Below are 23,351 nucleotides of genomic sequence, written 5' to 3'. Positions count from 1 at the left end.
CAGTCCTATCTGATCCAGGATGCTGGCCACCAGGCCCAGGTGGCCCAGGTCGTACACCTGTAGGTTGGGTGTGGTTTCCATCCCAAAATCCTAAGGCCAAGGGAGAGGGGTGCGGAATGTCGGTTAGCGGGGCGGAAGCGCCTCTTTTGCGCCAAGCCCAGGTAAAGCCCTGGGGCCGGCGCCTTCAGGCCCGCCAGGGATGGGAGCCCCTCGGGCAGGAGGTAGAGGTGCCCGGCCCGCTCCAGGATGGGCCCCTCCAGGGATAGCCCCGCCTCCGCCAAAAAGGCGGCAAGCGCCCGCTTGGCCTCTTGGGGAAGGGGAGGGACCCGCTCCAGCCTGGGGGTGGCCCAAGCCCCCCCCACCCGCCGGAAGCGGGCGAGGAAGTGGCCCTCCCCCTCGAGGCGGTGGGGCCAGAGCCGGGCGGTCTTGGCCAGCTCGGGGTTACCATCCCCCCACTCCGGCACCCCGGGGGCGAAAAGGGGGTGGAAGCGGGCGTCTTCCAAGAGAAAGTCGGGGTGTTCCTTCAGGAAGTGGGCCACCACCCCTTCGTTCTCCTCGGGGGCGAAGGTGCAGGTGGAGTAGACCAAGACCCCCTCCGGGCCCACCAGCCGGGCGGCCTGGGCCAGAAGGGACTTTTGCACCTCGCTCGCCCGCTTGGGGGCGGAGGGCCCCCAGTGGCGGATGGCCTCTGGGTCCTTGCGGAACATCCCTTCCCCCGAGCAGGGAGCGTCCAGGAGCACCCGGTGGAAATAGGCACCAAAGGCTTCCGCCAGCGCCCGCGGGGGGGCCTGGGTCACGGCCAAAGGGGCCCCCCAGCGCTCCACGTTCTCCAACAGCCCCCGCACCCGCTTCCCGTCCACCTCGTTGGCCAGGAGAAGCCCCTCCCCCCGCATCCTCGCCACCAGGTGGGTGGTCTTCCCCCCCGGGGCCGCCGCCAGGTCCAAGACCCTCTCCCCCGGCCTCGGGTCCAGCAGCACCCCCACCGCCTGGGCGCTCGGCTCCTGGATGTAGTAAAGCCCGGCGTAGAAAAAGGGGTGGGGGCCAGGCCGGGCCTCCTCCGGGTAGTAGAAGCCCTCGGGGCACCAAGGAATGGGAGCCAAAGGCCAAGGGGAAATCCTTAAGAAGTCTTCCGGGGAAAGCTTCAGGGTGTTCACCCGCAGTCCATAAGCCCTCTCCCCCTGGGTGAGGGCCCGCAGGAAGGCGGGAAACTCCTCCCCCAAAAGCTCGGCCATGCGGGAGAGGAAGGCCTTGGGCAACACCCGTGTACCCTAGCACGGGCAGACCCTTCCCCTCAAGGCCGTAGACTGGTCCCGTGATCCGGGCGGTGGGCGCTGACCTGGTGGAGATTGCGCGGGTGCGCAAGCTCCTGGAACGCCATGGGGAAAGGATCCTAAAGCGGCTTTTTACCGAGGAAGAGCTGGCCTACGCCCTTACCCACCGGGACCCCGCCCCAAGCCTCGCCGCCCGCCTGGCAGCCAAGGAGGCCTTTCAGAAGTGTTGGCCGGAACCCCTTTCCTGGAAAGCGGTTTGGGTGGGGCTAGAGGGAAGGCGGCCCCTGCTCCGGTTCGTCCCGGAGCTCGAGGCCAAGCTCCAGAAAGAAAGCCTCCGCGCCCACCTCACCCTGAGCCACGAGCGGGGGATGGCCTTGGCGGTGGTCATCCTGGAACTCAAGGCACCAACCGCAGAATGAGGGCATAGCGGTACATCTCTCCTCGTCCAGCCGCCAAGGCTCCCTGCACCATGTTCCATAAAGCCACCCCCACGAGCACCAGGCCCAGGGGTACAGCCAAGATCAGGCCAACCACGGTGATGGCTAGCAGAACCAAGGCGACACCATACAAGGTGTAGCTAATCTGGCCGTTTAAAGCCTCCTTGGCGTGGGCCTGCACAAAGGCAGTTCGAGGACCCCAAAGGAGGATGGCCAGGGGTAGCAGGATCTGGCCGATGAGTACGAAGTACCCTACCAAAGGTGCCAGGTGAGCCACCGCCGCCCAAGTCCGCTCCGTATCCGAAAAAGGGGTGGGTTGCTCCATGCACTCATTCTAAAGCCACTACTCTAGAAAGCAAGTCCCAGTTATTCGGCCTCTTCCCGGATGCGGATGGGCCCCTGCTTCTCCGGTCTCAGGCCCACCTTGTCCTGGTAAAACCCGCGGATCTGCGCAAAATCCCGCCTCAAGTCCCCCGTGGGGTAAAGATACCCCCCGATGCCCACCTCCTTCCGGCGGAAGTCGGCGTATCCCAGGGCAATGGGCACCCCCGCCTTCAGGGCCATGTAGTAAAACCCCGTACGCCAGTAAGGGGCCTTCCCCCGGGTGCCCTCAGGGGTGATGAGGACGGCCAGCTTCTCCCGCTTCAGGATCTCCGCCACCTGGTCCACCAGGTTGCTCCGCCTGGAGCGGTCCACAGGCATACCCCCCAGAACCCGCAAAAGCCACCCCAGGGGAGGGCGGAAGAGCTCCTTCTTACCGAGCCACCGGGCACGGATCCCTAAGGCCCAAAGGGCCAGGATCCCTATAAAAAAGTCCCAGTTGGAGGTGTGCGGCGCCCCGATGAGCACGTAGCTCCCCTCTGGAGGCGGAGGCATGTGGTAGCGCCACCCAAGCCGCCGGAGTACCCAACCCGCTAACCTTTGCATCCCAAGAAGTATACCCCCTATGGTAAACTGGGAAAAGGCGGGGTGGGGGCTTCCCACCCCTCTTTTGTGGGGTAAAGATGCACAAAGTCGTCATCGTAGGCCGGCCCAACGTGGGCAAATCCAGCCTTTTCAACCGCCTCCTGGGCAAGCGGAGCGCGGTGGTGGCCGATGTGCCCGGGGTCACCCGCGACCTCAAAGAGGGCGTGGTGGAAACGGAAAAAGGACGCTTTCTCCTGGTGGACACCGGGGGGCTCTGGTCGGGGGATCGGTGGGAGAAAAAGATCCAAGAAAAAGTGGATAAAGCCCTCCAGGACGCCGAGGTGGTCCTCTTCGCCGTGGATGGCCGCGCCGAGCTAACCCCAGCGGACTACGAGGTGGCGGAATACCTGCGCAAGAAGGGAAAGCCCGTGATCCTGGTGGCCACCAAGGTGGATGACCCCAAGCACGAGGCCTACCTGGGCTCCCTTTACGCCCTGGGCTTCGGCGACCCCATCCCCACCTCCAGCGAACACGCCCGGGGCCTGGAGGACCTTTTGGAAGCCATTTGGCAAAGGCTCCCCGTCAAGCAGATCGACACCGAGCCCGAGGTGGCGGCCATCCGCTTGGCCATCGTGGGCCGCCCCAACGCCGGCAAGAGCAGCCTGCTTAACGCCATCCTGGGGGAAGAGCGGGTGATCGTCTCCGAGGAGCCCGGCACCACCCGGGACGCCATAGACGTGGAGTTCTTCTTCGGCGGCCACCGCTTCCTCCTGGTGGACACCGCCGGCATCCGCAAGCGACCGGAAAGCCTGGTGGAGGAGCTCGCCATCAAGCGGAGCCTTCGGGCCATAGAGGAAGCGGATGTGGTCCTATTGGTGATTGACCCCTTCCAGGTGGGGGACCGGGAGCTCAAACTGGCCAACCACGCCATGGAAAAGGGCAAACCCACCCTTCTGGTCATCACCAAGTGGGACCTGGTGGCCAAGGAGGAAGCGCCCAAACTGCGCCGGGAACTCAAGGAAAAGCTCGCCCACCTGGAGCACCTGCCCCGGGTCTTCACCTCCGCCTTTACCCGGCAGAACCTGGACAAGATCTTCCGCGAGGCGGTGCGCCTTCACGAACGCAATCACACCCGTATCCCCACGGCGGAGCTCAACCGCTTCGTCAGCGTCTGGACCACCAAGGTGCAAATGCCCAACTTCAAGGGCAAGCCCCTGAAGATCCTCTACGCCACCCAACCGGAAGTCGCCCCCCCCACCTTCGTCTTTTTCGTCAACCACCCCGAGTTCGTCACCCGCGCCTTCGAGAACTACCTAAAAAACCGCATTGGCGAGGACCTCGGGCTTAAGGAAATCCCCTTCCGCCTCCTCTTCCGCGGCCGGCGGGAAGAAGTTTAAGGTAAACCCCTAGATTTAGCGCACCGGGGCGAGGAGGAAGGCCAAAACCCCAAGGCCTATCCCCACCCCCACCGCCAGGGGGAAGCTGTGGAGGAAGAAGGGGTAAAGGAGGCCCGCCAGGGTCCCGCCCAGGTAGAAGCTGGCCACGTAGGTCCCGCTCACCCCCGCCCCCCTTCGCCCCGCTGCCCCCGAGGCTAGGCTTTGGGCGGTGAAGAGGGCGGCCATCAGGAGGACGAAGCCCAGGACCAGGTGGGGCGGGGGCAGGAGCAGAAGCCCCATCCCCCCTAAGGCCAAGGCGAAGGCCAGGCGGAAGGTGGCCACCGCCCCAAGCCGCCGGGCCAGGACGCCGGAGAGGGCGCTTCCCGGGATGCCGAAGAGGTAGGCCAGGTAGACCAGGCCCACCTGCCCGGGGCCGTAGCCCCACTCCAGGAGGCGGTAGGGGAGGAGGTTGGCCAGGAAGAGGTTAAGAAAGAGAAGGATGGCCCCCACGGCGTAGAGGGGGAGGGCCCTTAGCTCGTAGCGGGGCTGTCCCAAGGAGGGAAGGGTGGCAGGGGCCCGGAGGACCGCAAGCCCCAGGAGCAAAGCGGGGAGGGAGAGGAGGCATAGCGCCCCCCGCACCCCAAGCCCCTCTGCCAAAAGCCCCGCCAGGACCCGGCCCAACCCTCCCCCAAGGACGTTGCCCGCCATGTAGAGCCCCGCCATCTCCAAGGCCCGCTGCGGGTAGAGCACGGGCACCAGGGCGATGGCCAGGGCGGGCACCAGGGCGGCCCCCACCCCCTGGAGGAGGCGGGAGAGGGTCCAGAGGGAAAGGCTTGGGCTCACGGCCCCCAAGACCCCACCCAGGCCCACCAGGAGAAGCCCCCCACCCAAAAGGGTCCCCGCCGGCCAGGGGAAGCGGGGCACCAGGGGGGAGAGGAGGACCAGGAGGAGGAGGGGAAGCCCCATGCCCGGCCCCGCCGCCCCCGGGGGGGCGTGGTGGAGCCTTTCCAGAAGGGGCAGGAGGGGGACCACGGCGTACAGGGCGCTGTAAAGGGCCACGCCGGAGAGGAGGACGGCCAGGCGCATCCCCCTTATGCTAGGCCCATATGCGGGTCCTGCAGGTGGCCCTGCCCCTTCCCCTCCCCCCCATGAGCTACCTGCCCCCCCTGGGGGCCGAGGGGGAGGAGGCCTTGGGGCGGCGGGTGGCGGTGCCCTGGCGGGGGGAGGTGCGGCTTGGGGTGGTGGTGGGGGAGGGGGGAAGGCCCTCCCACGCCCTCCGCCACGCCATCGCCTACCTGGACGAGGGCCCCTACCTGCGCCCGGAGGAAATCCGCTTCCTGGAGGAGGTCGCCCGCTACCTCTTCGCCCCCCTGGGCCAGGTCCTGGCCGACCTCCTTCCCCCCTTCCCCGAGGTGCGCCATAGGGTGCGGCTCTACCCGGGGGCGGAGCCAAGCCTTCTGCCCAAGGGCCTCGAGGCCCTCTCCACCTGGCAGGAGGCCAAGGGGTTCGACCCCAAGCTTCTGGACGCCCTACGGGAGGCCGGGGTTTTGGAGGAGGAGCTCGCCTTCAAGGAGGGGAAAAGGGTCCTCCTGCCCCTTAAGGAGGCCCACCCCGACCCAGATCTGGACCGCATCCTTCAGACCCTTCACGCCCTCCGCCAGGCGGAAAGCCTGGCCGCCCTGGCCCGGGCGGCGGGGGTGGGGGTGGGGCGGGTGAAGCGGCTTGTGGCGGAGGGGTACGTGGGCTACGGCCCTCCCCTGCCCCCCTCCCGGGAGGGGAAGCCCGTGGCGCCCCTGTTCCTGCCGGAGCGGCCCGGACGGGTGAACGGGGGGCGGCTTGGGGAGCGGGTGCGCCTCTTGAAGGGGCTTGTGGCCGAGGGGGACCATTTGGTCCTCTTCCCCGAGGTGAGCCTGTTGGAGAAATTCTTGGAGTACTTCCCCGAGGCCCGGCCCTATCACGGGGGGCTTCCCCTTTGGGAGCGGGAGGCGCTTTTTAGGAGGCCGGGCGGGGTCATCTTCGCCACCTATCCCGGCCTCCTCCTCCCCTTCACCCCCGCCTCCTTGGTGGTGGTGGAGGAGGGGAGCGAAAGCTACAAGCTGCCCTCCGGCACCCGGGCCTTCGTTCCCGCCTTGGCGGAGCTTCGGGCGAGGCTATTAGGGGTGCCCCTCACCTACCTTTCCTTGGTGCCCGCGGTGGAGGTCCTGGAGCGGCCTGGCCTCACCTTTCCCGTGCCCAAGCCGCGCCTTCTCCTTTTAGACCTGAGGCGGGAAAAGGGCTTTCCCCTCACGGGGCGGGCCTGGGCCCTCCTGAAACAGGTGGAGGAAAAGGGGCGGCAGGCCCTGGTCCTCGCCGCCCGCAAGGGGTATAGCGCCCTCCTCCTCTGCGCCGACTGCGGCTACAAGCCCACCTGCCCCGACTGCGCCTTGCCCTTGCGCTACCACAAGGGGGGGAAGGGGAGGCTCCTCTGCCACCAGTGCGGCCACGAGGAGGCCCCCCCCGCCCTCTGCCCCGTGTGCGGCTCTCCCCTCCTGGAGCCCAAGGGCCCGGGTTTGGAGTGGCTCCAGGAGGTGTTGCGGCAAAAGTTGAGCCTTCCCGTCTACCGCTACGCCAAGGACGCCCGGGACGACCTCACCCCCCTCCTGCAGGGGGCGCCCGGGGTGGTGGTGGGGACCACGGCCGTCCTGCGGGGCCCCGTGCTCCCGGAGCTGGCCCTCGTCCTCCTGCCCTACGCCGAGGGGTTCTTGCTGGAGGCGGACTTCCGGGCGGCGGAGCGGTACCACCGCCTCCTGTGGGCCCTCACCGAGCTCCGTCCCGGGCGGAGGCCCCTCCTTGCCCTGCAGACCTACTACCCCGACCACCCCGCCCATGCGGCCCTCCAGGAGGGGAGCGTGGAGGCCTTCCCCTGGACGGAGAAGGCCCTGCGGGAGGCCTTGGACTACCCGCCTAAGGTGCGCATGGTGAAGCTGGAGGTGGCCCACCGCAAGGAGGAGCGGGCCTTGGCGGAGGCCTACGGCCTCCTGGAGGCCCTAAAGGGGGTGGCCCAGGAAGGGGAGGTGCTGGGGCCCGCCCCAGCCCCCGTGCCCCGGGTGAAGGGGCTTTACGTCTACCACCTTCTCCTGAAGGGGAGCACGGAGAGGCTCGCTGAGCTCCTTTCCCGCCTGGACCGCCGCCGCTTTAAGCTGGACCCCGACCCCCACCGCTTCGTGGGGCTCTTGGAGGACTAACATGGCCCTTGTGGAGGAACGGGCCTGGATAGAGGTGGACCTGAAAGCCCTTTGGGCCAACTGGAACCTCCTGCGGGCGCGGGCGCAGGGGGAGGTGATCCCCGTGCTCAAGGCGGACGCCTACGGCCACGGGGCCCTGCCCTTGGCCCGCTTCCTCTTCCAGAAGGGGGCGCGGCGGGTGGCGGTGGCCACGGTGGGGGAGGGGCGGGCCCTGAGGGAGGGGGGCGTGGAGGGGGAGATCCTCCTCTTGGGAAGCCTTCACCCCCTGGAGGCGGAGGAGGCCTTGAGGTGGGGCCTTACCCCCACCCTCTCCACCCTCGAGGCGGCCCAGGCCCTGGCGGGGCGGGCCCGGGCCCTTGGCCTCGTGCCCCGGGCCCACCTCAAGGTGGACACGGGGATGAACCGGGTGGGCTTCCCCTGGGAGGAGGCGCGGGCGGCCCTCGAGGCCCTGGCCGCCCTGGGGGTCAGGGTGGAGGGGGTCTACAGCCACCTGGCCACCGCGGGGGAGGACGCCGCCTTCGTGGAGGTGCAGCGCCGCCGCTTCCAGGAGGTGCGGAAGGTGTTAGGGGAGGGCTACCTTTACCACCTGGAAAACTCCATGGGCCTCCTCCTCCACGGGGGGGAGAACGTGCGGGTGGGGCTCGCCCTCTACGGCCTCGTCCCCGGCTTCGGCTTGAGGCCCATCCTCCGCCTCCTCGCCCGGCCCACCCTGGTGAAGCGCCTGAGGCCGGGGGACCGGGTGGGCTACGGGGGGGAGTACGTGGCCCGAGGGGGGGAGTGGCTCGCCACCCTGCCCGTGGGCTACGCCGACGGCCTGCCCCGGGGGGCGGTGGCCTGGGTGCGGGGGCCGGACGGGACCCTCTGCCCCGTGGCGGGGCGGATCTCCATGGACCAGACCACGGTCCTCCTCCCCGGGCCCGTGGGCCTCGAGGCGGTCTTTGAGGTTCTCTCCCCCGACTTCGGCCCCACGGGGCTCCTTGCCTGGGCCGAGGCCCGGGGCACCATCCCCTACGAGGTGGCGGTCCACCTCTCCCGCCGCCTCCCCCGCCTTTACCTTTACGATTAGCCTGTGCAGGCGGTGCGGCTTTTCCAGGGGTACCTTTGGCACCCCAAGGAGGTGGCCTTAGACCTGAAGGCCCTCCTCCCCGAGGAGGTGGCGGGGGCGAGGCTCCTTTTGGACGAGGTCCCCCCGCCCGTCCCCTTCTTCGAGGACGGCACCCCCACCCACACCCAGCGCTTTTACCAGCTCACCCTCCTCCTCCTCGCGGAGGAGCCCCTCGAGGCGCTAAAACCCGTGGCGGAGGCAGCGGCGAGGGCTCTGGAGGAGCGCCTAAAGGCCCTTCCCCCCAGGGTGGGGTGGCTTCTCCTGGAGGACCTGAGGCCCCTCTAGCGCCGAAGGAGAAAGGCGAGGAGGAGGGAAACCCCTCCCAAGGCGAAGGCCAGGAGGCTTTCCCGCCTTAGGGCGAAGCCCTGGGCTTGGAGGGGCTTTAGCACCCCCTTCTGGTAGGCCTCCACCTGGTCCAGGGGCCTTTCCGCCAGGAGGTCCACCACCGGGGGGCTTCCCGGGGGGGCGGCCAGGGTCCAGGGGCCCCCTTCCGCGCTGGTGGGCCGCAAGTACCAGGGGGCGAAGGGGTCAAAAAGCCCCACCGCCCCATAGACCCCGTACCTCCCCGGGGGAAGCCCCGTGCTCAAGGCCACCCACTCCCCCTCCCGCCAGGCCCGCACCGCCTCCCGCCCGCCCTCCGGCGTGCGCTTTTCCGCGCCGAAGCCCGTGAGGACGTAGGCCACCTCCCACCCCTTCCCCTTAGGGGTGGTGAGGCCGGGAAGGAGGCGCTCCTCGCCCCCTTCCCCCGTGTCTAGCCAGAGAACCACCGTGGCCAGGCTAAAGCCCAAGGGGCCTTCTAGGGGGTTGGGGTAGCGGGCGAGGCGCACCTTGAGGACCAGCTCCCCCTGGTCCTCCCCGGCCACCGCCAGGAGGTCGGCGTAACCCTCCCCCGCCTCCTGGAAAAGGGCCGCCCGGGGGTAGAGGTAGGCCAGGCCCTGATCGTCCCCTAGGGGGTCTTGGAAGAGGAAAAGCACGCCCACCTTTATACCAGGCCCAGGAGGGCTTGGACCACCCTCTTGGGGTCGTGTTGGGCCAAGGGGCCCTCCTCGCGAAAGTCCCCCGTGAGGACCCGCACCCCATCGGCGGCGAAGGGCCGGGGGTCGAAGGCCACGGGGTAGCGCCCCTCGGCGGCGTAGCGCTTGAGCACCGCCTCCGGGATGGGGGCGGTGTGCACCAGGACCACCTCGGGCCTCCGCCCCAGGTGGTAGGCCACGGCCTTGTAGTGCTCGTAGGCGGTGTAGCCGTCCGTCTCCCCGGGCTCCGTCATGAGGTTCACCACGTAGACCAGGGGGGCCTTGGCCCGTTGCACCGCTTGCCGCAAGGGCTTGGGCAGAAAGCTCGGGATCACGCTGGTGTAGAGGCTTCCCGGCCCCAGGACCAAAAGCTCCGCCCTAGCGATAGCCTCCAGGGCCTCCGGCATCACCTCCTCGGGGTCGGGCTCCAGGAAGACCTCCCTGATCCGGCCCCGCCTTGCCCGGATGGCCACCTCCCCCACCACCTCCCCCTCGTCCTGGAAGCGGGCCCTCAGGCGCACCGCCTCGGGGGTGGCGGGGAGGACCTGGCCCCTCAGGTTTAGGATGGCGTTGGCCTGCCGCACCGCCTCGGCGAAGTCCCCCCCCACCTCGAAGAGGGTTACCAGGAAGAGGTTGCCAAAGGTGTGCCCCTTGAGCTCCCCCCGGTCGAAGCGGTGGGCGAGGAGCTCGGGCAGGGCGGGGTGGTCGGAAAGGGCAGCCAGGCAGTCCACCAGGTCCCCCACCGCCGGCAGGCCATAGGAGAGGCGGAGCCGCCCCGTGGAGCCCCCATCGTCCGTCACCGCCACCAGGGCGGTGGTGTGGGCGGTGTGCTCCTTGAGGCCCCTTAGCACCCGGGATAGCCCCGTGCCCCCACCAAAGGCCACCACCTTGGGGCCCCGCTCCAGCCGGCGGCGCACGTACACCCTTTCCGGCACCTCCTCGGGCTCGGTGAAGGCGGCGAGCATGCTCCGGTTCATGGCCCAGATCCCCAGGGCGGCCAGGAGAAGCCCCCCAAGAAGGAGGCCCCAGGGCCCAGGGCCCCTGAGACCCAAGGGGGGCAGGAGCTCGGAAAACCCCATGCCGAACAGGAAAACCCCCAGAAGGGCCAACAGGGCGAAGCGCTTCACCCGCATCCCCGGGTAAAGCCAGCGCAGGGAGGGGGGGCTAGGCTTCCTTCTCCACATCCCGGTGGGTCACCTCCACGCGGAAACGCCCGGAAAGCTCCTCCGCCAGCCTTTCCGCCACCGCCACGCTCCGGTGCCTTCCCCCCGTGCACCCCACGGCCACGGTGTAGAAGGCCCGCCCCTCGGCCTTCGCCCCCTCCGCCGCCAGGCCCGCCACGGTGAGGAGGGCCCGGTAGTAGGGCTCCAGGGCCTCCTGGAACACGTAGGCCTTCACCGCAGGGTCCAGGCCGCTTTGGGGTTTGAGGGCGGGGTCGTAGTGGGGGTTGGGGAAGGGGCGCACGTCCAGGACCAAATCGGCTTCCGAGGGCGGCCCCCACTTGAAGCCGAAGGAGAGGAGGCGCAGGGTAAAGCCCGCCTCTTCCCCCAAAAACCGCACCAGGGCCTCCTTAAGCGCCCGGGGGGAGAGCTCGGAGGTGTCCAGGACCAGGTGGGCCTGGGCCCGGAGGCCCCCTAAGGCCTTCCGCTCCTCCTCTATTTCCCGCATGAGGTTTCCCGCCCCCAAGGGGTGGAGGCGGCGGGTGAGGTTGTAGCGCCTTAGGAGCACCTCGGGGCGGGCCTCGAGGAAGACCATCAGCGGCTTGAGCTCGGCCAAGGCCGCCTCCAGCTCGGCGAAGAAGGGAAGGGCCCGGGCGTCCAGCACCACCCCGGCCCGCCCCACCCCTTTGGCGGCGAGTTCCTCGATAAGGGGCTTCCAGAGGCCCGGGGGGAGGTTGTCCACCATGAAGTAGCCCAGGTCTTCCAAAAACCCCTTGGCCGTGGTCTTTCCCGCCCCGGAAAGCCCGGTGAGCACTAAAAAGCGCATCCTCCTGACTATACCCGCCTCCTGAGCCAGAGGTTGAAGAGGGCCAGGAGGAAGAGGCCGGGAAGCCCCACCACCCCCACCAGGAGGTCATGGGTCCTTTCCACCGCCACCAAGGAGAGCCCCGCCACGGCGTTGAGGGTGCCGTGGAGGAGGGCCGCCGCCAAGAGGCCCCCCTTCTCCCGGGCGTAGAGGAGGGCGGGAGTGAGGAGGAGGGTGAAGAGGATCATCATGGGGACGCCCAGAAGGGGCTCTTTGGGGTAGTTGTGCCCGGCGAGGACCAGGGGAGCGTGCCAGAGGCCCCAAAAGAAGCCGATCTCCAGGCTGGCGGGCCAAAAGCTCCGCTCCCGGAGCTTTTCCCAGAGGTAGCCCCGCCAAAAAAGCTCCTCTCCCAAGGCGGCGAGAAGGTTCACCGTGGCCCCGGCCAGGAGCCCTTGGAGGAGGAGAAGGAGCCAAAGGAGCGTTTCCGGAAGCGCCGGCGCTTCCGGGGGCAGGAGGCCCTTTAAGCCCTTCCAGGCCCCGAAGGGGAGGCTTAGGGGTAGGGAGAGGAGGGTGAGGCCCACGGGGAAAAGCCAGGCGAAAAGCCAGTACCGATTGGGCCTTAGGGAGAGGGGAAGCCTTAGGCCTTCCCTCTGGGCGAAAAAGAGGGCCACAAGCCCAGGAACCCACATGTAGAGGAAGCCGAAGAGGGCGCTTTCCCAAGAGGGGCTCCCCCATCTGCCCCCAAGGAGGGAGTAGGCGAGGAAAAGCCCCCAGGAAAGCCCGAGATTCCAGTAAAGGGCCCTCATGCTCCCTCCTTCCAGAAGAGAAGGGGCCTGGGGTCCAGGGGGTTCAGGAGGAGGGCGGTGCCGTCCTTTAAGAGGAGCAAAACCCCTTCCCCCCGGCTCGCCCCCACCATGGCTTCCGCAGGGCGGCCCAGGAGCTTAAGCCGCCTGCGGTGGTAGCCGGGCATGGCCACCTCTCCCCTCCAGGTCCACCAGGGGAGGGCGTAGGCCAAGGGGCGCACCGCCTCCACCTGGGCTACGTGGACCACCCGCCGTCCAAAGGGGAGGTGGACGGTAAGCGTGGGGCCTTCCAACTCGTAGTAGAAGCGTTCCGGAATGCGGGAAATCCCATAGAGGAGGGCTACCGCCAGGGGCAACTCCAAAAGGAGGAGCGCCGCCAAAAGGGGCAGGCCCTCTGGGTTCTCTTGGACGGACAGGAAAAGGGCCAGGGCGTGGAGGAAGAGGGCCAAGGCCAAAAGCTTTAGGAAAAACCGCCTAGGGTTCCCCTCCCTCCTCGGCAAAAGCCTCATCCTTCCACCTCCCCGCCTTCTTGGCCGCCTCCTTCAGAAGGTACTCTATCTGGGCGTTCACGCTCCTCAGTTCGTCCTGGGCCCACTTCTCCAGGACCCGGTAGAGCCTTGGGTCCAGGCGCAACAAAAACCGCTTCTTCTCCTCCTTCACCCCGCTCCTTCAGGCGTACAAGGTGCCCACGTTCACCACAGGCTGGGCCTGGGCCTCGGCCACCAGGGCCACCATGAGGTTGTTCACCATGGCGGCCCGGCGCTCCTCGTCCAGGGCCAGGCCTTGGGCCTCGAGGCCCGCCAAGGCCTCCTTCACCATGTCCACCGCCGCTTCCACGATGAGCTTCCGCGCCGCAATCACCGCCAGGGCCTGCTGCCGCCTTAGCATGGCCTGGGCCACCTCGGGGGCGTAGGCCAGGTGGGTGAGCCGGGCTTCCAGGACCTCCACCCCCGCCACCTTGAGGCGCTCCTGCACCTCGCCCTTGAGCTCCTCGGCGATCTCCTCGGGGCTTCCCCGCAAGGAGCGCCCCTCGGCGTCGTAGGGGTAGCGGCTTGCCAGGGCGCGGATGGCCGCCTCCGCCTGGATGGCCACGAAAGCCTCGTAGTTTTCCACCTGGAATAGGGCCTTGGCCGTGTCCACCACCCGCCAAACCACCACGGCGGCGATCTCGATGGGGTTGCCCTGGGCGTCGTTCACCTTGAGCCGGTCCGAGGTGAAGTTGTGGACCCTGAGGGAAACCCGGCGCCGTGCGGCCAAGGGGTTGGCGAAGTGGAAGCCCTCCTCCCGCACGCTCCCCACGTAGCGCCCCAGGAAAACCAAGACCACCCCCTCGTTGGGCTGCAGGGGGAAGAGCCCAGCCAGGAGGAGGCCGCTTGTGAGGAGAGCGGGCAGAAGGTGCCCGAGGTAAGCCAGCTCCCGCTCCCGCACCAGGCCGTACCCCGCCCACCCGAGCCATAGGAGGGCCAAAAGGAGGAGGAAAAGACCCAAGAAGCCGCTAACCCGCCACGCCGAAAACTCCTTGACCTCGCGCATTTTTGCTCCTTTCTAGTTCCTGAACACCACCTCTTCCCGGGCAAAGACCCGCACGGAAAAGCCCAGGGCCAAGGCGGCGTAAACGAGGGTGGAGCCCCAGGCCAAGGCAGCCTGCCCAGGGGTGGCGGTTCCCTTGAGGAGGGCGTCCATGAGGAGGGCCACGTTGAAAAGGGGAAGGAGGTGGTGCCAGGCTTCTAGCTCCAGAAAGCCCCTGAACTGCAGGAAGAGGAGGGGCAAGAGGGCGATAAGCTGCAAGGGAGCCAGGTAGCTTTGCGCCTCCTTGTAGCTCCTGGCGTAAAGCCCGAGGCCCACCATCACCGCCCCCATGAAGAGGGCGAGGAGGGAAGCCGAGAGGAAAAGGGCCACGAAGCTCGCCCCGTCCAGGACCACCCGCCCGCCCAGGTCCAGCACCTGGCCCGTTTCCGTCAGGACCCCCCCGGCGTAGCGGGCAGCCAGGGCCCCGCCCAAGGCCAGGCCCAAAAGCCCCGCCACCCCGGAAAGAAGGGCCATGACCACCGTGGCCAGGGTCTTGCCCAAGGCGATCTGCCAAAGGGGAACGGGGGCCATGAGGAGGGCCTCGAGGGTCCCCTTTTCCTTCTCCCCCGCAGTGGTGTCCACCGCCACCACCTGCCCGCCGGAGAGGACGAAGACCACCAGAAAAAAGGGGAGGAGGAAGCCCAAAAGCCCCCCGGCCCGTTCCCGCTCGGGGGAGGCGTCCAAAACCTGCACCCGGAAGGGTTGGAGCACCTCCACGGGCACCCCCCGCTGCTCCAGGGCCTTGGCCACCTTGGCCTCCTTGAGGGCCTGCAGGGCGCTTTGCACCTTACCCGCCACCACCTGCCCCTCCGACACCCCCCCGGAAAGGCGGGCGTAGATGCGGTAGACGCCTTCCCGGTAAAGGACCCCGGCGGGGTACTTCCCCTCCCGCACCGCAGCTTCCGGGTCCGCCACGGCCACGGGGGCCAGGTTGGCCTGGCGCAGGGCCGAAAGCGCCTCTTCCGAAAGGCCTGCCACCGCCACCTCCTGCCGCCGTTCCGCCACCCCTTGCATGAGGCGGTTCAGGAGGAGGCTCGGCCCGAACATGAAGACGGGCATGAGGAGCACGGGCAACACCAAGGTGGAGAAGACGAGTTTCCGGTCCCGGAAGACCTGGACAAGCTCCTTCCAGAGGATGCGGTAGATCCCCTTCACGCCGCCTCCTTTACCGCCCGGATGAAGGCCCGCTCCAGGCTCCCTTGGCCCAGGGTCAGGGCCTCGGCCTTGCTGCCCTCGTAGACCAGGCGGCCCTGGTGCAAAAACCCCACCCGGTCCGCCACCTCCTCCGCCTCGGCCATCACGTGGGTGGAGTAAACCAAGGTGTTCCCCAGGTCCCGGTAGGCCTTGACGAAGTCCAGAAGGGCCCGCCGGGCGAAGACGTCCAGCCCCGCCGTGGCCTCGTCCAGGAGGAGGACGGAAGGGCGGTGCAGGATGGCCCGGGCGATGACCACCTTCTGCCGCATGCCCGTGGACATCTCCATCACCTTTTTGTCCAAGGCTTCTTCCATCTGCAAAAGCCCCGTGACCCAGTCCAGGGCCTGGCGGAAGGCTTGGCCCTGAAGGCCGTAGAAACTGGCGAAAAAGGCCAAGACCTCCCGCCCGGTGAGGCGGTCGTAGACCCGCATTCCCCCGTTCACCAGGCCCAGGCGCTGGCGTACCGCCAAGGGGGCTTGCCCCACGTCAAACCCCGCCACCTGGGCCGTGCCCGCCGTGGGCTTCACCAAGGTGGCCAGCACCCGCAAGGTGGTGGTCTTGCCCGCCCCATTGGGCCCCAAAAGGGCGTAGACCTCCCCCGGGTTCACCCGGAAGGAGAGGTCTTCCACCGCCCGGTGGGTGCGGTAGCGCTTGGTCAACCGAATGACTTCGATCATATAGCGCTATGATATCACTCCCTTCACCCCGTCAAGGCCCATAATGGGATTGAGGATGAAGGCCATGACCTTCTGGGTGAAGCCGGAAAGCTCCATCGGGGCCTTGCCCGAGGCCAAGGACCTGGTGCAGGACCTGTTGGAGCTTTTCTACGAGTACTTCCCCGAGTACGAGGGATGCCTTGGCTTTTCCCAATCCCCCCGGCGCCCCCGCTACCTCTTCCTCTATATGGAAGGCCCTTGCGGCGGGCTTCTGCCCTCCGCCGCCTCCTTCCTAAAGGAACTCTTGCAGGCCGCCTTCCCCGGGGCCGAGGTGCGGGTCTACGGCAAGCCCTGGCCCTAGCGCCGCTTCTTGACCAGCCAAGCCTCTTCCCGCACCCCCATGCGGGCGTTCACCACCCGGGCCAGGACGAAGAGGAGGTCGGAAAGACGGTTCAGGTAGCGGATGGCCTCGGGGTTCACGGGCTCTTCCCGGCTTAGGGCCACCACCTTGCGTTCGGCCCGACGCACCACGGTGCGGGCCAGGTGCAAGGCGGCCGCCGCAGGGTGCCCCCCGGGCAGGATAAAGCCTGTGAAGGGGGGGCTTTCCTCCGCGTAGCGGTCAATGGCCTTTTCTAGGGCCTCCACGTCCTGGGCGTCCATGCGGGCGATGTTTTTCTCGTAGGGGCTTCCCATGCGGGTGGCCAGGTCCGCCCCCAGGTCGAACAAAGCGTTCTGCACCCGCTCCAAAAGATCTTGTAGGTCCAGGTGCTCCCCGGGCAGGAGGCTCCGGGCCAGGCCGATGGCGGAGTTGGCCTCGTCCACGGTGCCGTAGGCCTCCACCCGGGGGTGGGCCTTCACCACCCGCTCGGCCCCGTAGAGGCCCGTTTCCCCTGCGTCTCCGGTTTTGGTGTAGATCTTCATGGCCCCATTCTAGGCCGCGGCGCGGGCTTGAACCTAGGGACTCCTTGCGCTATGCTAATACCTGCGTGCGGGGGCGATTAGCTCAGCTGGTCAGAGCGCACGCCTGATAAGCGTGAGGTCGGTGGTTCAAGTCCACCATCGCCCACCATAAAACCCCGGGCCTCGAGGCCTGGGGTTTCGGCTTCTCACCCACACTACCAAGGTCTCAGAAGCCCCCCTAAGACACGCAGATCCGTGTTGCCTGACACCTAGGGAAAGCTCACAAAAAGAGTCCAAAAGGCGGACTCAGGGGGGCAGAAACCCCGTTCGGGGGTTTGGGGCCAACCCCTTAACGCGTTTTCTCCACCTCAGCGTACACGTCGCGAAAGACGCCGGGGATGGGGGCGTGGGGCTTGTGCACCCGCACCCTAACCCCCTCCAGGCGGGGAAAGGCGGCGAGGAGGGCCTCCGCCAGGTGATCCGCCAGGGCCTCGATGAGGTAGAAGCGGCGGTGGCGCACCGCTTCCTCCACCAAGGCGTAGACGGCGGCGTAGTCCACGGTCTCCTCCAAGCGGTCCCCCCTACCCTCAAAGGGCACGGAAAGCCACAGGTCCACCACGAACCGGGCCCCAAGCCGCCCCTCCTCGGGCATGACCCCATGGCGGCCGTAGAACTCTAGACCCAAAAGGGCGATGGTCCCCACGGCTACCCCCAAAGGGCCTGCCACACCGCCAGGGCCTCCCGGTGGGCGGCCACGTCGTGCACCCGGAGGATCCTCGCCCCCTTTAGGACGGCGTAGAGGTGGGCGGCCACGGAACCCACCCCGCGCCTTTCCGGCGCCTCCACCCCCGTGAGCTCCCCGATGGTGCGCTTACGGGATAGCCCCACCAGAACCGGGTGCCCCAGGGCCACGATCTCCTCCAGGCGCTTTAGGAGGGCGAGGTTGTGCTCCAGGAGCTTACCGAAGCCAAACCCTGGGTCCAGGACCACCTGGGGAACCCCGGCCCTTAGCGCCCTTTCCGCCTGGGCCTTCAGGAAGGCCCGCACCTCCCTCACCACGTCCCCGTAGCGGGCGTGGTCCATCATGGTCCTGGGGTCGGGCACAGGCATGTGCATGACCACCGCCGCCACCCCATACCGGGCGGCCAGGGCCACCATGCGCTCGTCCCGCAGGCCCGTCACGTCGTTCAAGAGGTGGGCGCCAAGCCTTAAAGCTTCCTCCGCCACCTCGGGCTTGCGGGTGTCCACGCTCACGGGCACCCCCAGGGAAAGCACCGCCTCCAAAGCGGGAAGAAGCCGCCTTTTTTCCTCCTCCACGGGCACGGGGTCGGCCCCGGGCCGGGTGGACTCGGCCCCCAGGTCCAGGAGGTCCGCCCCCTCCGCCACCATCTCCCGGGCCCGGGCCAGGGCCCGTTCCGGGTCCAGGTAGCGGCCCCCATCGGAGAAGGAGTCGGGGGTTAGGTTGAGGATCCCCATGAGGAGGGGGCGGTCCAGGGGAAGGCTACGGTCCCGAAGCCAAAGCACGCCTGGATTATAGTGAAGCGGAGGTGAAAGCATGCGCCTTCTGGCTGCGGTAGACCTGGGAGAAGGCCTCGAGGCCCTGGTAGCCACGGCCCGCCACCTGGAAAAGGGGCTTGGGGGAGAAGCCGAGCTCCTCCACGTGATCCCTACCCCCTACTTCGACGCCCTGGCCCGCCGCTTTCCCGAGCTCAAGGAAACCCTGGAAGGTGCCTTGGCCCAGGCGGAAGCCCGGGTGCAGGAGGCCCTTGGGGCCACGGGGATGAAGGCCAAGGTCCTCCGGGGCTTTCCCGCCCAGGTGGTGGCGGGGGAAGCGCAAAAAAGCCGCCTGGTGCTCTTGGGGCAACGGGGGACGGGGACCCTCGAGGCCTTGGCCCGAGGGGGCCTGGTCCGCTACCTCCTTCACCGGGGGGAGGTCCCCATCCTCCTCCTGCCCAAACCCCTAACGGCCCCCAAGCGCATCGCCGTGGGCCTGGACGAAAGCCCGGCGAGCCTCGCCGCCTTCCGGGTGGCGGAGGCCTGGGGCCAGGCCCTGGGGGCGGAGGTCTTTGCCCTGCACCTGGTGAGCGGCAGGGGGGGGTGTTGCTTCCCCACTTACCTGGACCCCGAACGCCTTTCCTTGGCCGAGGTGCTGGAGCGGGCCAAAAGCTTCCTGGAAGGCTTGCTTAAAGCCACCGGCCTGGTGGAGGTGGCCCCCGGGGAGGACGAGCTGGACCTGGTGCGCCTGGCCCAGGCCCGGCAAGCCGACCTTTTGGTCTTGGGTTCGAAGGCCAAAAGCACCTGGCGGCACCGCTTGGGGCGCATGGTGGAGGTGCTCTCCGCCCAAAGCCCCCTGCCCCTTTTGGTGGTTCCCGAGGCCACGGTCTGGTAAGGTAAGGCCCATGCGCCACGGGCCAGGGTGGTTCCTCCGCCTCTCCGCCTACTGGTTTGCCACCAGCTTCAAGTGGTTCTTGGTCCTTTTGGTGCTCCTCCCCGCCAAGGTGGCGGAGCTTTCCCCTCCGGAAGAAAAGGCGAGCCGCCTGGGCCTCCTCTTCGCCCTGGGCGCGGTGATGGCCATCCTGGGCCCACCCCTCATGGGCTACCTCTCCGACCGCCTGGGGCGAAGGCGGCCCTTCCTCCTTTGGGGGAGCTTGCTGACCGCCTTGGCCCTCCTCCTCCTGGTCCACGCCCCCAGCTACAGCGCCCTCCTTTTGGCCTACCTGCTCCTGCAGCTTTCGGACGACCTGGCCACGGGGCCCTATAGCGCCCTTATCCCCGACCTGGTGGCCAAAGGAGAGCGGGGCCTGGCCTCGGGGTACATGGGGGCGCTCCAGGTCCTGGGGCAGGTTCTGGGCGGGGTGGTGGGCTTCCTCTTGCCCCTCGCCCCCCAAGCCTACCTGGCGGCCTCCGTGAACCTCCTGGGGGCGGGCCTTAGCCTTCCCTTGGTGCCCGAGGCCCTGCCCCACCGCGCCGGGCGGTCCTTCCTCGAGGCCATGGCCGCCCCCTGGCGGGACCGGGACTTCCTCCTCGTCTACCTCACCCGCTTTTTGGTGATGCTGGGCTTCTATCTGGCCCAAACCTACCTACAGTACTACCTGGCCGACGTGGTGGGGACCTTCGACGCCTTGGGCCGCACCCTCACCCAAGAACCCTTCCAGGCGGTGGCCCTTTTGGGCCTCCTCATCTCCTTGGGGGCAGGGCTCGCCAGCGTACCCGCCGGCCGGGCCTCGGACCGGTTTGGGCGCAAGCGCCTCATCTACCTCTCGGGGGCAGGGCTGGGGGCCATGATGCCCTTTATCCTTCTTTTTCCCCGTTACGACCTTCTCCTCGCCCTTTCCCTCCTCTTTGGGCTTTTCTACGGGATTTACCTGGCGGTGGACTGGGCCTTGGTGGCGGACGTGCTCAAAAACCCCAAAGCCCACGCCACGGACATGGGCCTGTGGCAGACCTCCATCGTGGTGCCCCAGGTGCTGGCCGGGGCCTTCGGTAGGCCCCTAGACCTCCTGAATGCGCAACGGGAAGGCCTTGGCTATCTGGTCCTCTTCCTGCTCGCCGGGGGCTTTTTCCTTCTCGGGGCCTTCTTGGTGGCCCCCATCCGCCGGGCCCGCTAGCGGGCCGAACTTGGAAAAACTGCCTTCTGAACGCATTGACACCCATTCCCTCCCCGGGTAGGATGGGGCCGGTTTTCTTGGGAGGTAAGAATATGCGCTTCCTCTTAGGTTTATCTCGCGCCATAGACGGGCTCACGGAAGGGATTGGGCGCCTGGTGGTCTGGCTCGTGCTCCTGGTAGCCCTCCTCTCCGCAGGCAACGCCATCTTACGCTATGGCTTTAGCTATAGCTCCAACGCCTACCTCGAGGCCCAGTGGTACATGTTCAGCCTCATCTTCCTTCTGGGGGGGGCCTACGCCCTCAAGCACAACGCCCATGTGCGCATCGACCTCCTCTTCGGCCGCCTGAGCCGCAGGGCCCAGGCCTGGATCGACGTGGTGGGCACCCTGTTCTTCCTCCTGCCCATGGCCCTAGGGGTGCTCTACCTGGCCTGGCCCTGGGCGATGAACGCCCTGGCCATCCGGGAAATGTCCCCCGACGTGGGAGGCCTGCCCCGCTGGCCCATCAAGCTGGCGGTAATCCTGGGCTTCGCCCTCTTGCTCCTTCAGGGCGTTTCCGAGCTCATCAAGCGCATCGCCTTCCTCACCGGCCACCGCCCCACCCCTTGGGATGAGGAGGAAAAGGAGGGGCTGAAATGAGCCTGGAAAGCCTCATGCCCCCCCTCATGTTCCTAGCCCTCATCGCCTTTTTGCTTTCTGGCTACCCCGTGGCCTTCTCCTTGGGGGCGGTGGGTGTCGTCTTCGGGTTTTTGGGCATCGCCTTGGACCTCTTCCCCGCTCCCTTGCTCCGGGCCATGCCCGACCGCATCTTCGGCATCATGTCCAACCAGCTCCTCCTGGCCATCCCCTTCTTCACCTTCATGGGCATCATCCTGGAAAAAAGCGGCCTGGCGGAGGACCTGTTGGACACCATGGGCAAGCTCTTCGGGCCCCTTAGGGGCGGGCTCGCCCTGAGCGTGGTCTTCGTGGGGGCCATCCTGGCCGCCACCACGGGGGTGGTGGCAGCCAGCGTCATGGCCATGGGCCTTATCTCCCTGCCGGTGATGCTCAAGTACGGCTACAACCCCCGCTTCGCCAGCGGGGTCATCCTGGGCTCCGCCACCTTGGCTCAGATCATCCCTCCTAGCGTGGTCCTCATCGTGCTGGCGGACCAGCTTGGGGTGAGCGTGGGGGACATGTACCGGGCTGCCCTGATCCCGGCAGGGCTCACCGTGGGCCTTTACTTCCTCTACGTGATCTACGTGGCCCTCTTCCGGCCCCGCTGGGCCCCGTCCCTGCCCCCCGAGGCCCGCCCGGACGCAGGGAAGGAAGGGCAAGCCGCCTTCGCCCTCCTTTCCTACCTCCTGGTGGGGGTGGGGGCCTGGCGGGTAGGGGAGTTCCTGCACCTGCCCGGCTGGCTCGAGGGCCTGGAGGTCCTTCTGGGCCTCGGCCTTTGGACCCTTGTCCTCCTCCCCTGGATCCGCAAAAACCCCCTCCTCCGCCGGGCCCTCCTCTCCATGGTCCCCCCCTTGGTGCTCATCTTTTTGGTCCTGGGCACGGTGCTCATCGGCCTGGCCACCCCCACGGAGGCGGGGGCCATGGGGGTGATGGGGGCCCTTCTCCTCGCCGCCCTAAACCGCAGGCTTTCCTTCCCCGTGCTCTACGGGGCCATGGAGGGCACCGCCCGCCTCACCGCCTTCGTCATCTTCATCCTGATTGGCTCCACCCTATTCAGCCTGGTCTTCCGCGGGGTGGACGGGGACCTTTGGGTGGAGAGCTTCCTCACCGGGCTGCCTGGAGGCGAGGTGGGCTTCATCTTTTTCGTCATGATCCTGGTTTTCCTCCTGGGCTTTTTCATTGACTTTTTTGAGATCGCCTTCATCGCCCTTCCCCTCCTGGCCATCGGCGCCGACGCCTTGGGGATTGACAAGCTGTGGTTCGGCCTACTGGTGGGGGTCAACCTCCAGACGTCCTTCCTCACCCCGCCCTTTGGCTTCGCCCTCTTTTACCTCAGGAACGTGGCTCCCAAGGAGGTGAAGACGGCGGACATCTACCTGGGAGGCCTTCCCTTCATCGGCCTCCAGCTCCTGGTCCTCCTCCTCACCTACCTCTTCCGCGACGCCATCCTAGCCTTCGTGCGGGGAACGGGGTTCTAAAAAAAGCCCCCGGGGATGCCCCGGGGGCACCTTTTTACCGGGGATTAGGAAGCGGGGAAGGCGAACTGCTCGTAGCCGAGCTCCGCCACCCCGAACCAGCGGTACTGCTCCTCGCGGAAGGCCTTCCAGGCGGTGTAGACCTTGCGGTAGGTAGCGTCCTTGGCCGCCTCCTCCTCGTACCAGTCAAAGGCTGCCTTCTGCGCCGCCCGCATGACCTCAGCGGGCCACTTGCGCAGGCGTACCCCGGCCCGGATGAGGCGCTGCAGGGCAGGGGCGTTTACCCGGTCATACTTGGCCATCATCCACTGGTTGGCCTCCGCCGCCGCCACCTCAAAGGCCTGCTGGTATTCCTTGGGCAGGCGTTGCCACTCCCTAAGGTTCACGTAGAAGGAAAGCATGGGCCCGGGCTCGTGCCAGCCGGGGTAGTAGTAGTAGCGGGCCACCTTGTAGAAACCAAGCTTCTCGTCGTCGTAGGGGCCCACCCACTCGGCGGCGTCCACCACGCCCCGCTCCAAGGCCGGGTAAATGTCCCCGCCCGCCAGGACCTGGGGCACCACCCCCAGGCGGCTCATCACCTGGCCTCCGGGCCCGGGGATGCGCATTTTTAGACCCCTAAGGTCAGAAAGGGTACGGATCTCCTTGCGGAACCATCCCCCCATCTGCACCCCGGTGTTGCCGCCTGGGAACTGGATAATGCCGAAGTCAGCGAAGATGGGACGGAAAAGCTCAATCCCACCCCCATGGTACATCCAGGCGTTCTGCTGCCTTGCCGTGAGGCCAAAGGGCACGGAGGTGTCAAAAGCCAGGATTTGGGCCTTGCCGACGAAGTAGTAGCTGGCGGTGTGCCCCACTTCTACCGTGCCCTGCTGCACCGCGTCCATCACCTGGAGGCCAGGCACGATCTCCCCCGCCTGGTAGGGCCTAATCTGGAAACGTCCCCCGGTGAGGGCGGAAACCCTTTCCGCCAGGACCTCCGCCGCCCCGTAGATGGTGTCCAGGCTCTTGGGGAAGCTGGAAGCTAGGCGCCAGCGGATGCTGGGCTGCGCCTGGGCGAACACCGGGCCAAACGCCGCGCTGGCCGCTACGCCGATACCCGCCTTCTTCAAGAAATCACGCCGCTTCATTTTGACCTCCTTCGCGGTCCGGGGGGATTATACCCCACCGGGGGGCTAGGAGCGCAAGTCTATGTA

At 67.5% G+C, this 23,351-nt stretch carries 26 protein-coding genes, 1 tRNA gene and 1 pseudogene; 11 read left to right on the top strand and 17 right to left on the bottom strand.

What is annotated here, in order from left to right:
* Window positions 1-125: 125 nt before the first annotated feature.
* Window positions 126-1,259 (bottom strand): annotated as a pseudogene (gene rsmF, locus ABXG85_RS07110) (16S rRNA (cytosine(1407)-C(5))-methyltransferase RsmF); the annotation flags it as partial.
* 53 nt (window positions 1,260-1,312) lie between these two features.
* Here rsmF and acpS point away from each other — a divergent pair.
* Window positions 1,313-1,690 (top strand): holo-ACP synthase, encoded by a 378-nt coding sequence (gene acpS / locus ABXG85_RS07105; RefSeq protein ID WP_353513024.1) that lies wholly within the window; start codon window positions 1,313-1,315, stop codon window positions 1,688-1,690.
* On the opposite strand, the gene ABXG85_RS07100 is transcribed toward acpS, so the two are convergent.
* Complete coding sequence (locus tag ABXG85_RS07100; protein ID WP_353513023.1) at window positions 1,668-2,033, bottom strand: DUF4870 domain-containing protein; 366 nt, start codon at window positions 2,031-2,033, stop codon at window positions 1,668-1,670. The two genes, acpS and ABXG85_RS07100, sit on opposite strands and share 23 nt — an antisense overlap.
* A 41-nt stretch (window positions 2,034-2,074) precedes the next feature.
* Window positions 2,075-2,635: a lysophospholipid acyltransferase family protein gene (locus ABXG85_RS07095; protein WP_353513022.1), complete on the bottom strand. Its 561-nt coding sequence runs from the start codon at window positions 2,633-2,635 to the stop codon at window positions 2,075-2,077.
* 77 nt (window positions 2,636-2,712) lie between these two features.
* Here ABXG85_RS07095 and der point away from each other — a divergent pair, with 77 nt between their 5' ends.
* Entirely contained in the window at window positions 2,713-4,011 is a 1,299-nt protein-coding gene (der, locus tag ABXG85_RS07090) for a ribosome biogenesis GTPase Der (RefSeq protein WP_353513021.1), read from the top strand.
* Window positions 4,012-4,026: 15 nt separating this feature from the next.
* Here the strand turns inward: der and ABXG85_RS07085 are convergent, their stop codons facing one another.
* Window positions 4,027-5,076, bottom strand: a complete 1,050-nt coding sequence (locus ABXG85_RS07085; RefSeq protein ID WP_353513020.1) for an MFS transporter — start codon at window positions 5,074-5,076, stop codon at window positions 4,027-4,029.
* A gap of 20 nt (window positions 5,077-5,096) precedes the next feature.
* On the opposite strand from ABXG85_RS07085, the gene ABXG85_RS07080 reads away from it, so the two are divergent.
* From ABXG85_RS07080 to ABXG85_RS07070, 3 genes are read left to right on the top strand one after another with little or no spacing between them, the layout of a single operon-like run.
* On the top strand, window positions 5,097-7,214 hold the full coding sequence (locus ABXG85_RS07080) for a primosomal protein N' family DNA-binding protein (RefSeq protein ID WP_353513019.1): 2,118 nt from the start codon (window positions 5,097-5,099) through the stop codon (window positions 7,212-7,214).
* 1 nt (window position 7,215) lies between these two features.
* Window positions 7,216-8,280, top strand: coding sequence for an alanine racemase (gene alr / locus ABXG85_RS07075; protein ID WP_353513018.1), 1,065 nt, complete (start codon window positions 7,216-7,218; stop codon window positions 8,278-8,280).
* A 3-nt stretch (window positions 8,281-8,283) separates the two neighbouring features.
* Window positions 8,284-8,604 (top strand): DUF3208 family protein, encoded by a 321-nt coding sequence (locus ABXG85_RS07070; RefSeq protein WP_353513017.1) that lies wholly within the window; start codon window positions 8,284-8,286, stop codon window positions 8,602-8,604.
* On the opposite strand, the gene ABXG85_RS07065 is transcribed toward ABXG85_RS07070, so the two are convergent.
* Genes ABXG85_RS07065 through ABXG85_RS07025 form a run of 9 tightly spaced genes read right to left on the bottom strand, consistent with a single transcriptional unit; the run spans window position 8,601 to window position 15,540 of the window.
* The gene (locus ABXG85_RS07065) at window positions 8,601-9,293 is read right to left on the bottom strand and encodes a glucodextranase DOMON-like domain-containing protein (protein WP_353513016.1); all 693 of its coding nucleotides are present in this window, start codon (window positions 9,291-9,293) and stop codon (window positions 8,601-8,603) included. The two genes, ABXG85_RS07070 and ABXG85_RS07065, sit on opposite strands and share 4 nt — an antisense overlap.
* An 8-nt stretch (window positions 9,294-9,301) precedes the next feature.
* Window positions 9,302-10,516, bottom strand: coding sequence for a gluconeogenesis factor YvcK family protein (locus ABXG85_RS07060; RefSeq protein ID WP_353513015.1), 1,215 nt, complete (start codon window positions 10,514-10,516; stop codon window positions 9,302-9,304).
* Window positions 10,497-11,318 (bottom strand): RNase adapter RapZ, encoded by an 822-nt coding sequence (gene rapZ / locus ABXG85_RS07055; protein ID WP_353513014.1) that lies wholly within the window; start codon window positions 11,316-11,318, stop codon window positions 10,497-10,499. The genes ABXG85_RS07060 and rapZ overlap by 20 nt, the downstream gene beginning before the upstream one ends.
* Before the next feature lie 8 nt (window positions 11,319-11,326).
* Window positions 11,327-12,103, bottom strand: a complete 777-nt coding sequence (locus ABXG85_RS07050; protein WP_353513013.1) for a CPBP family intramembrane glutamic endopeptidase — start codon at window positions 12,101-12,103, stop codon at window positions 11,327-11,329.
* Window positions 12,100-12,609 (bottom strand): hypothetical protein, encoded by a 510-nt coding sequence (locus ABXG85_RS07045; protein WP_353513012.1) that lies wholly within the window; start codon window positions 12,607-12,609, stop codon window positions 12,100-12,102. Before ABXG85_RS07045 ends, ABXG85_RS07050 begins: the two co-directional genes overlap by 4 nt.
* The gene (locus tag ABXG85_RS07040) at window positions 12,575-12,760 is read right to left on the bottom strand and encodes a type II toxin-antitoxin system antitoxin (protein WP_353513011.1); all 186 of its coding nucleotides are present in this window, start codon (window positions 12,758-12,760) and stop codon (window positions 12,575-12,577) included. Before ABXG85_RS07040 ends, ABXG85_RS07045 begins: the two co-directional genes overlap by 35 nt.
* A 9-nt stretch (window positions 12,761-12,769) precedes the next feature.
* Complete coding sequence (locus ABXG85_RS07035; protein WP_353513010.1) at window positions 12,770-13,633, bottom strand: SPFH domain-containing protein; 864 nt, start codon at window positions 13,631-13,633, stop codon at window positions 12,770-12,772.
* Window positions 13,634-13,645: 12 nt separating this feature from the next.
* On the bottom strand, window positions 13,646-14,824 hold the full coding sequence (locus tag ABXG85_RS07030) for an ABC transporter permease (protein ID WP_353513009.1): 1,179 nt from the start codon (window positions 14,822-14,824) through the stop codon (window positions 13,646-13,648).
* Window positions 14,821-15,540 carry an ATP-binding cassette domain-containing protein gene (locus ABXG85_RS07025; protein ID WP_353513008.1) on the bottom strand — a complete coding sequence of 240 codons (720 nt, stop codon included), beginning with the start codon at window positions 15,538-15,540 and terminating at the stop codon, window positions 14,821-14,823. The genes ABXG85_RS07030 and ABXG85_RS07025 overlap by 4 nt, the downstream gene beginning before the upstream one ends.
* Before the next feature lie 55 nt (window positions 15,541-15,595).
* On the opposite strand from ABXG85_RS07025, the gene ABXG85_RS07020 reads away from it, so the two are divergent.
* The gene (locus ABXG85_RS07020) at window positions 15,596-15,880 is read left to right on the top strand and encodes a hypothetical protein (RefSeq protein ID WP_353513007.1); all 285 of its coding nucleotides are present in this window, start codon (window positions 15,596-15,598) and stop codon (window positions 15,878-15,880) included.
* Here ABXG85_RS07020 and ABXG85_RS07015 read toward each other — a convergent pair.
* Window positions 15,877-16,440: a cob(I)yrinic acid a,c-diamide adenosyltransferase gene (locus tag ABXG85_RS07015; RefSeq protein WP_353513006.1), complete on the bottom strand. Its 564-nt coding sequence runs from the start codon at window positions 16,438-16,440 to the stop codon at window positions 15,877-15,879. The two genes, ABXG85_RS07020 and ABXG85_RS07015, sit on opposite strands and share 4 nt — an antisense overlap.
* 71 nt (window positions 16,441-16,511) lie before the next feature.
* On the opposite strand from ABXG85_RS07015, the gene ABXG85_RS07010 reads away from it, so the two are divergent.
* Window positions 16,512-16,588, top strand: a tRNA-Ile gene (locus tag ABXG85_RS07010).
* Between the two features lie 180 nt (window positions 16,589-16,768).
* Here the strand turns inward: ABXG85_RS07010 and folB are convergent.
* A complete protein-coding gene (gene folB, locus ABXG85_RS07005) occupies window positions 16,769-17,122 on the bottom strand; it encodes a dihydroneopterin aldolase (RefSeq protein WP_353513027.1) in 354 nt (117 codons plus the stop codon).
* Window positions 17,123-17,124: 2 nt separating this feature from the next.
* Window positions 17,125-17,943 (bottom strand): dihydropteroate synthase, encoded by an 819-nt coding sequence (gene folP / locus ABXG85_RS07000; RefSeq protein ID WP_353513005.1) that lies wholly within the window; start codon window positions 17,941-17,943, stop codon window positions 17,125-17,127.
* Between the two features lie 31 nt (window positions 17,944-17,974).
* On the opposite strand from folP, the gene ABXG85_RS06995 reads away from it, so the two are divergent.
* The 4 genes from ABXG85_RS06995 to ABXG85_RS06980 all read left to right on the top strand — a co-directional run bounded on the left by ABXG85_RS06995 (window position 17,975) and on the right by ABXG85_RS06980 (window position 22,161).
* Complete coding sequence (locus tag ABXG85_RS06995; protein ID WP_353513004.1) at window positions 17,975-18,808, top strand: universal stress protein; 834 nt, start codon at window positions 17,975-17,977, stop codon at window positions 18,806-18,808.
* A gap of 10 nt (window positions 18,809-18,818) precedes the next feature.
* On the top strand, window positions 18,819-20,027 hold the full coding sequence (locus ABXG85_RS06990) for an MFS transporter (RefSeq protein WP_353513003.1): 1,209 nt from the start codon (window positions 18,819-18,821) through the stop codon (window positions 20,025-20,027).
* A 92-nt stretch (window positions 20,028-20,119) separates the two neighbouring features.
* Complete coding sequence (locus tag ABXG85_RS06985) at window positions 20,120-20,665, top strand: TRAP transporter small permease subunit (protein WP_353513002.1); 546 nt, start codon at window positions 20,120-20,122, stop codon at window positions 20,663-20,665.
* Entirely contained in the window at window positions 20,662-22,161 is a 1,500-nt protein-coding gene (locus ABXG85_RS06980) for a TRAP transporter large permease (RefSeq protein ID WP_353513001.1), read from the top strand. Before ABXG85_RS06985 ends, ABXG85_RS06980 begins: the two co-directional genes overlap by 4 nt.
* 44 nt (window positions 22,162-22,205) lie before the next feature.
* Here the strand turns inward: ABXG85_RS06980 and ABXG85_RS06975 are convergent, their stop codons facing one another.
* Entirely contained in the window at window positions 22,206-23,285 is a 1,080-nt protein-coding gene (locus ABXG85_RS06975) for a TRAP transporter substrate-binding protein (protein WP_353513000.1), read from the bottom strand.
* Window positions 23,286-23,351 lie beyond the last annotated feature (66 nt).

It is taken from the genome of Thermus sp. LT1-2-5, from assembly GCF_040363165.1.
GTDB lineage: Bacteria > Deinococcota > Deinococci > Deinococcales > Thermaceae > Thermus.
Note: the sequence above shows the minus strand (reverse complement) of the source record. Positions and strands in the feature narration are given on the sequence as shown.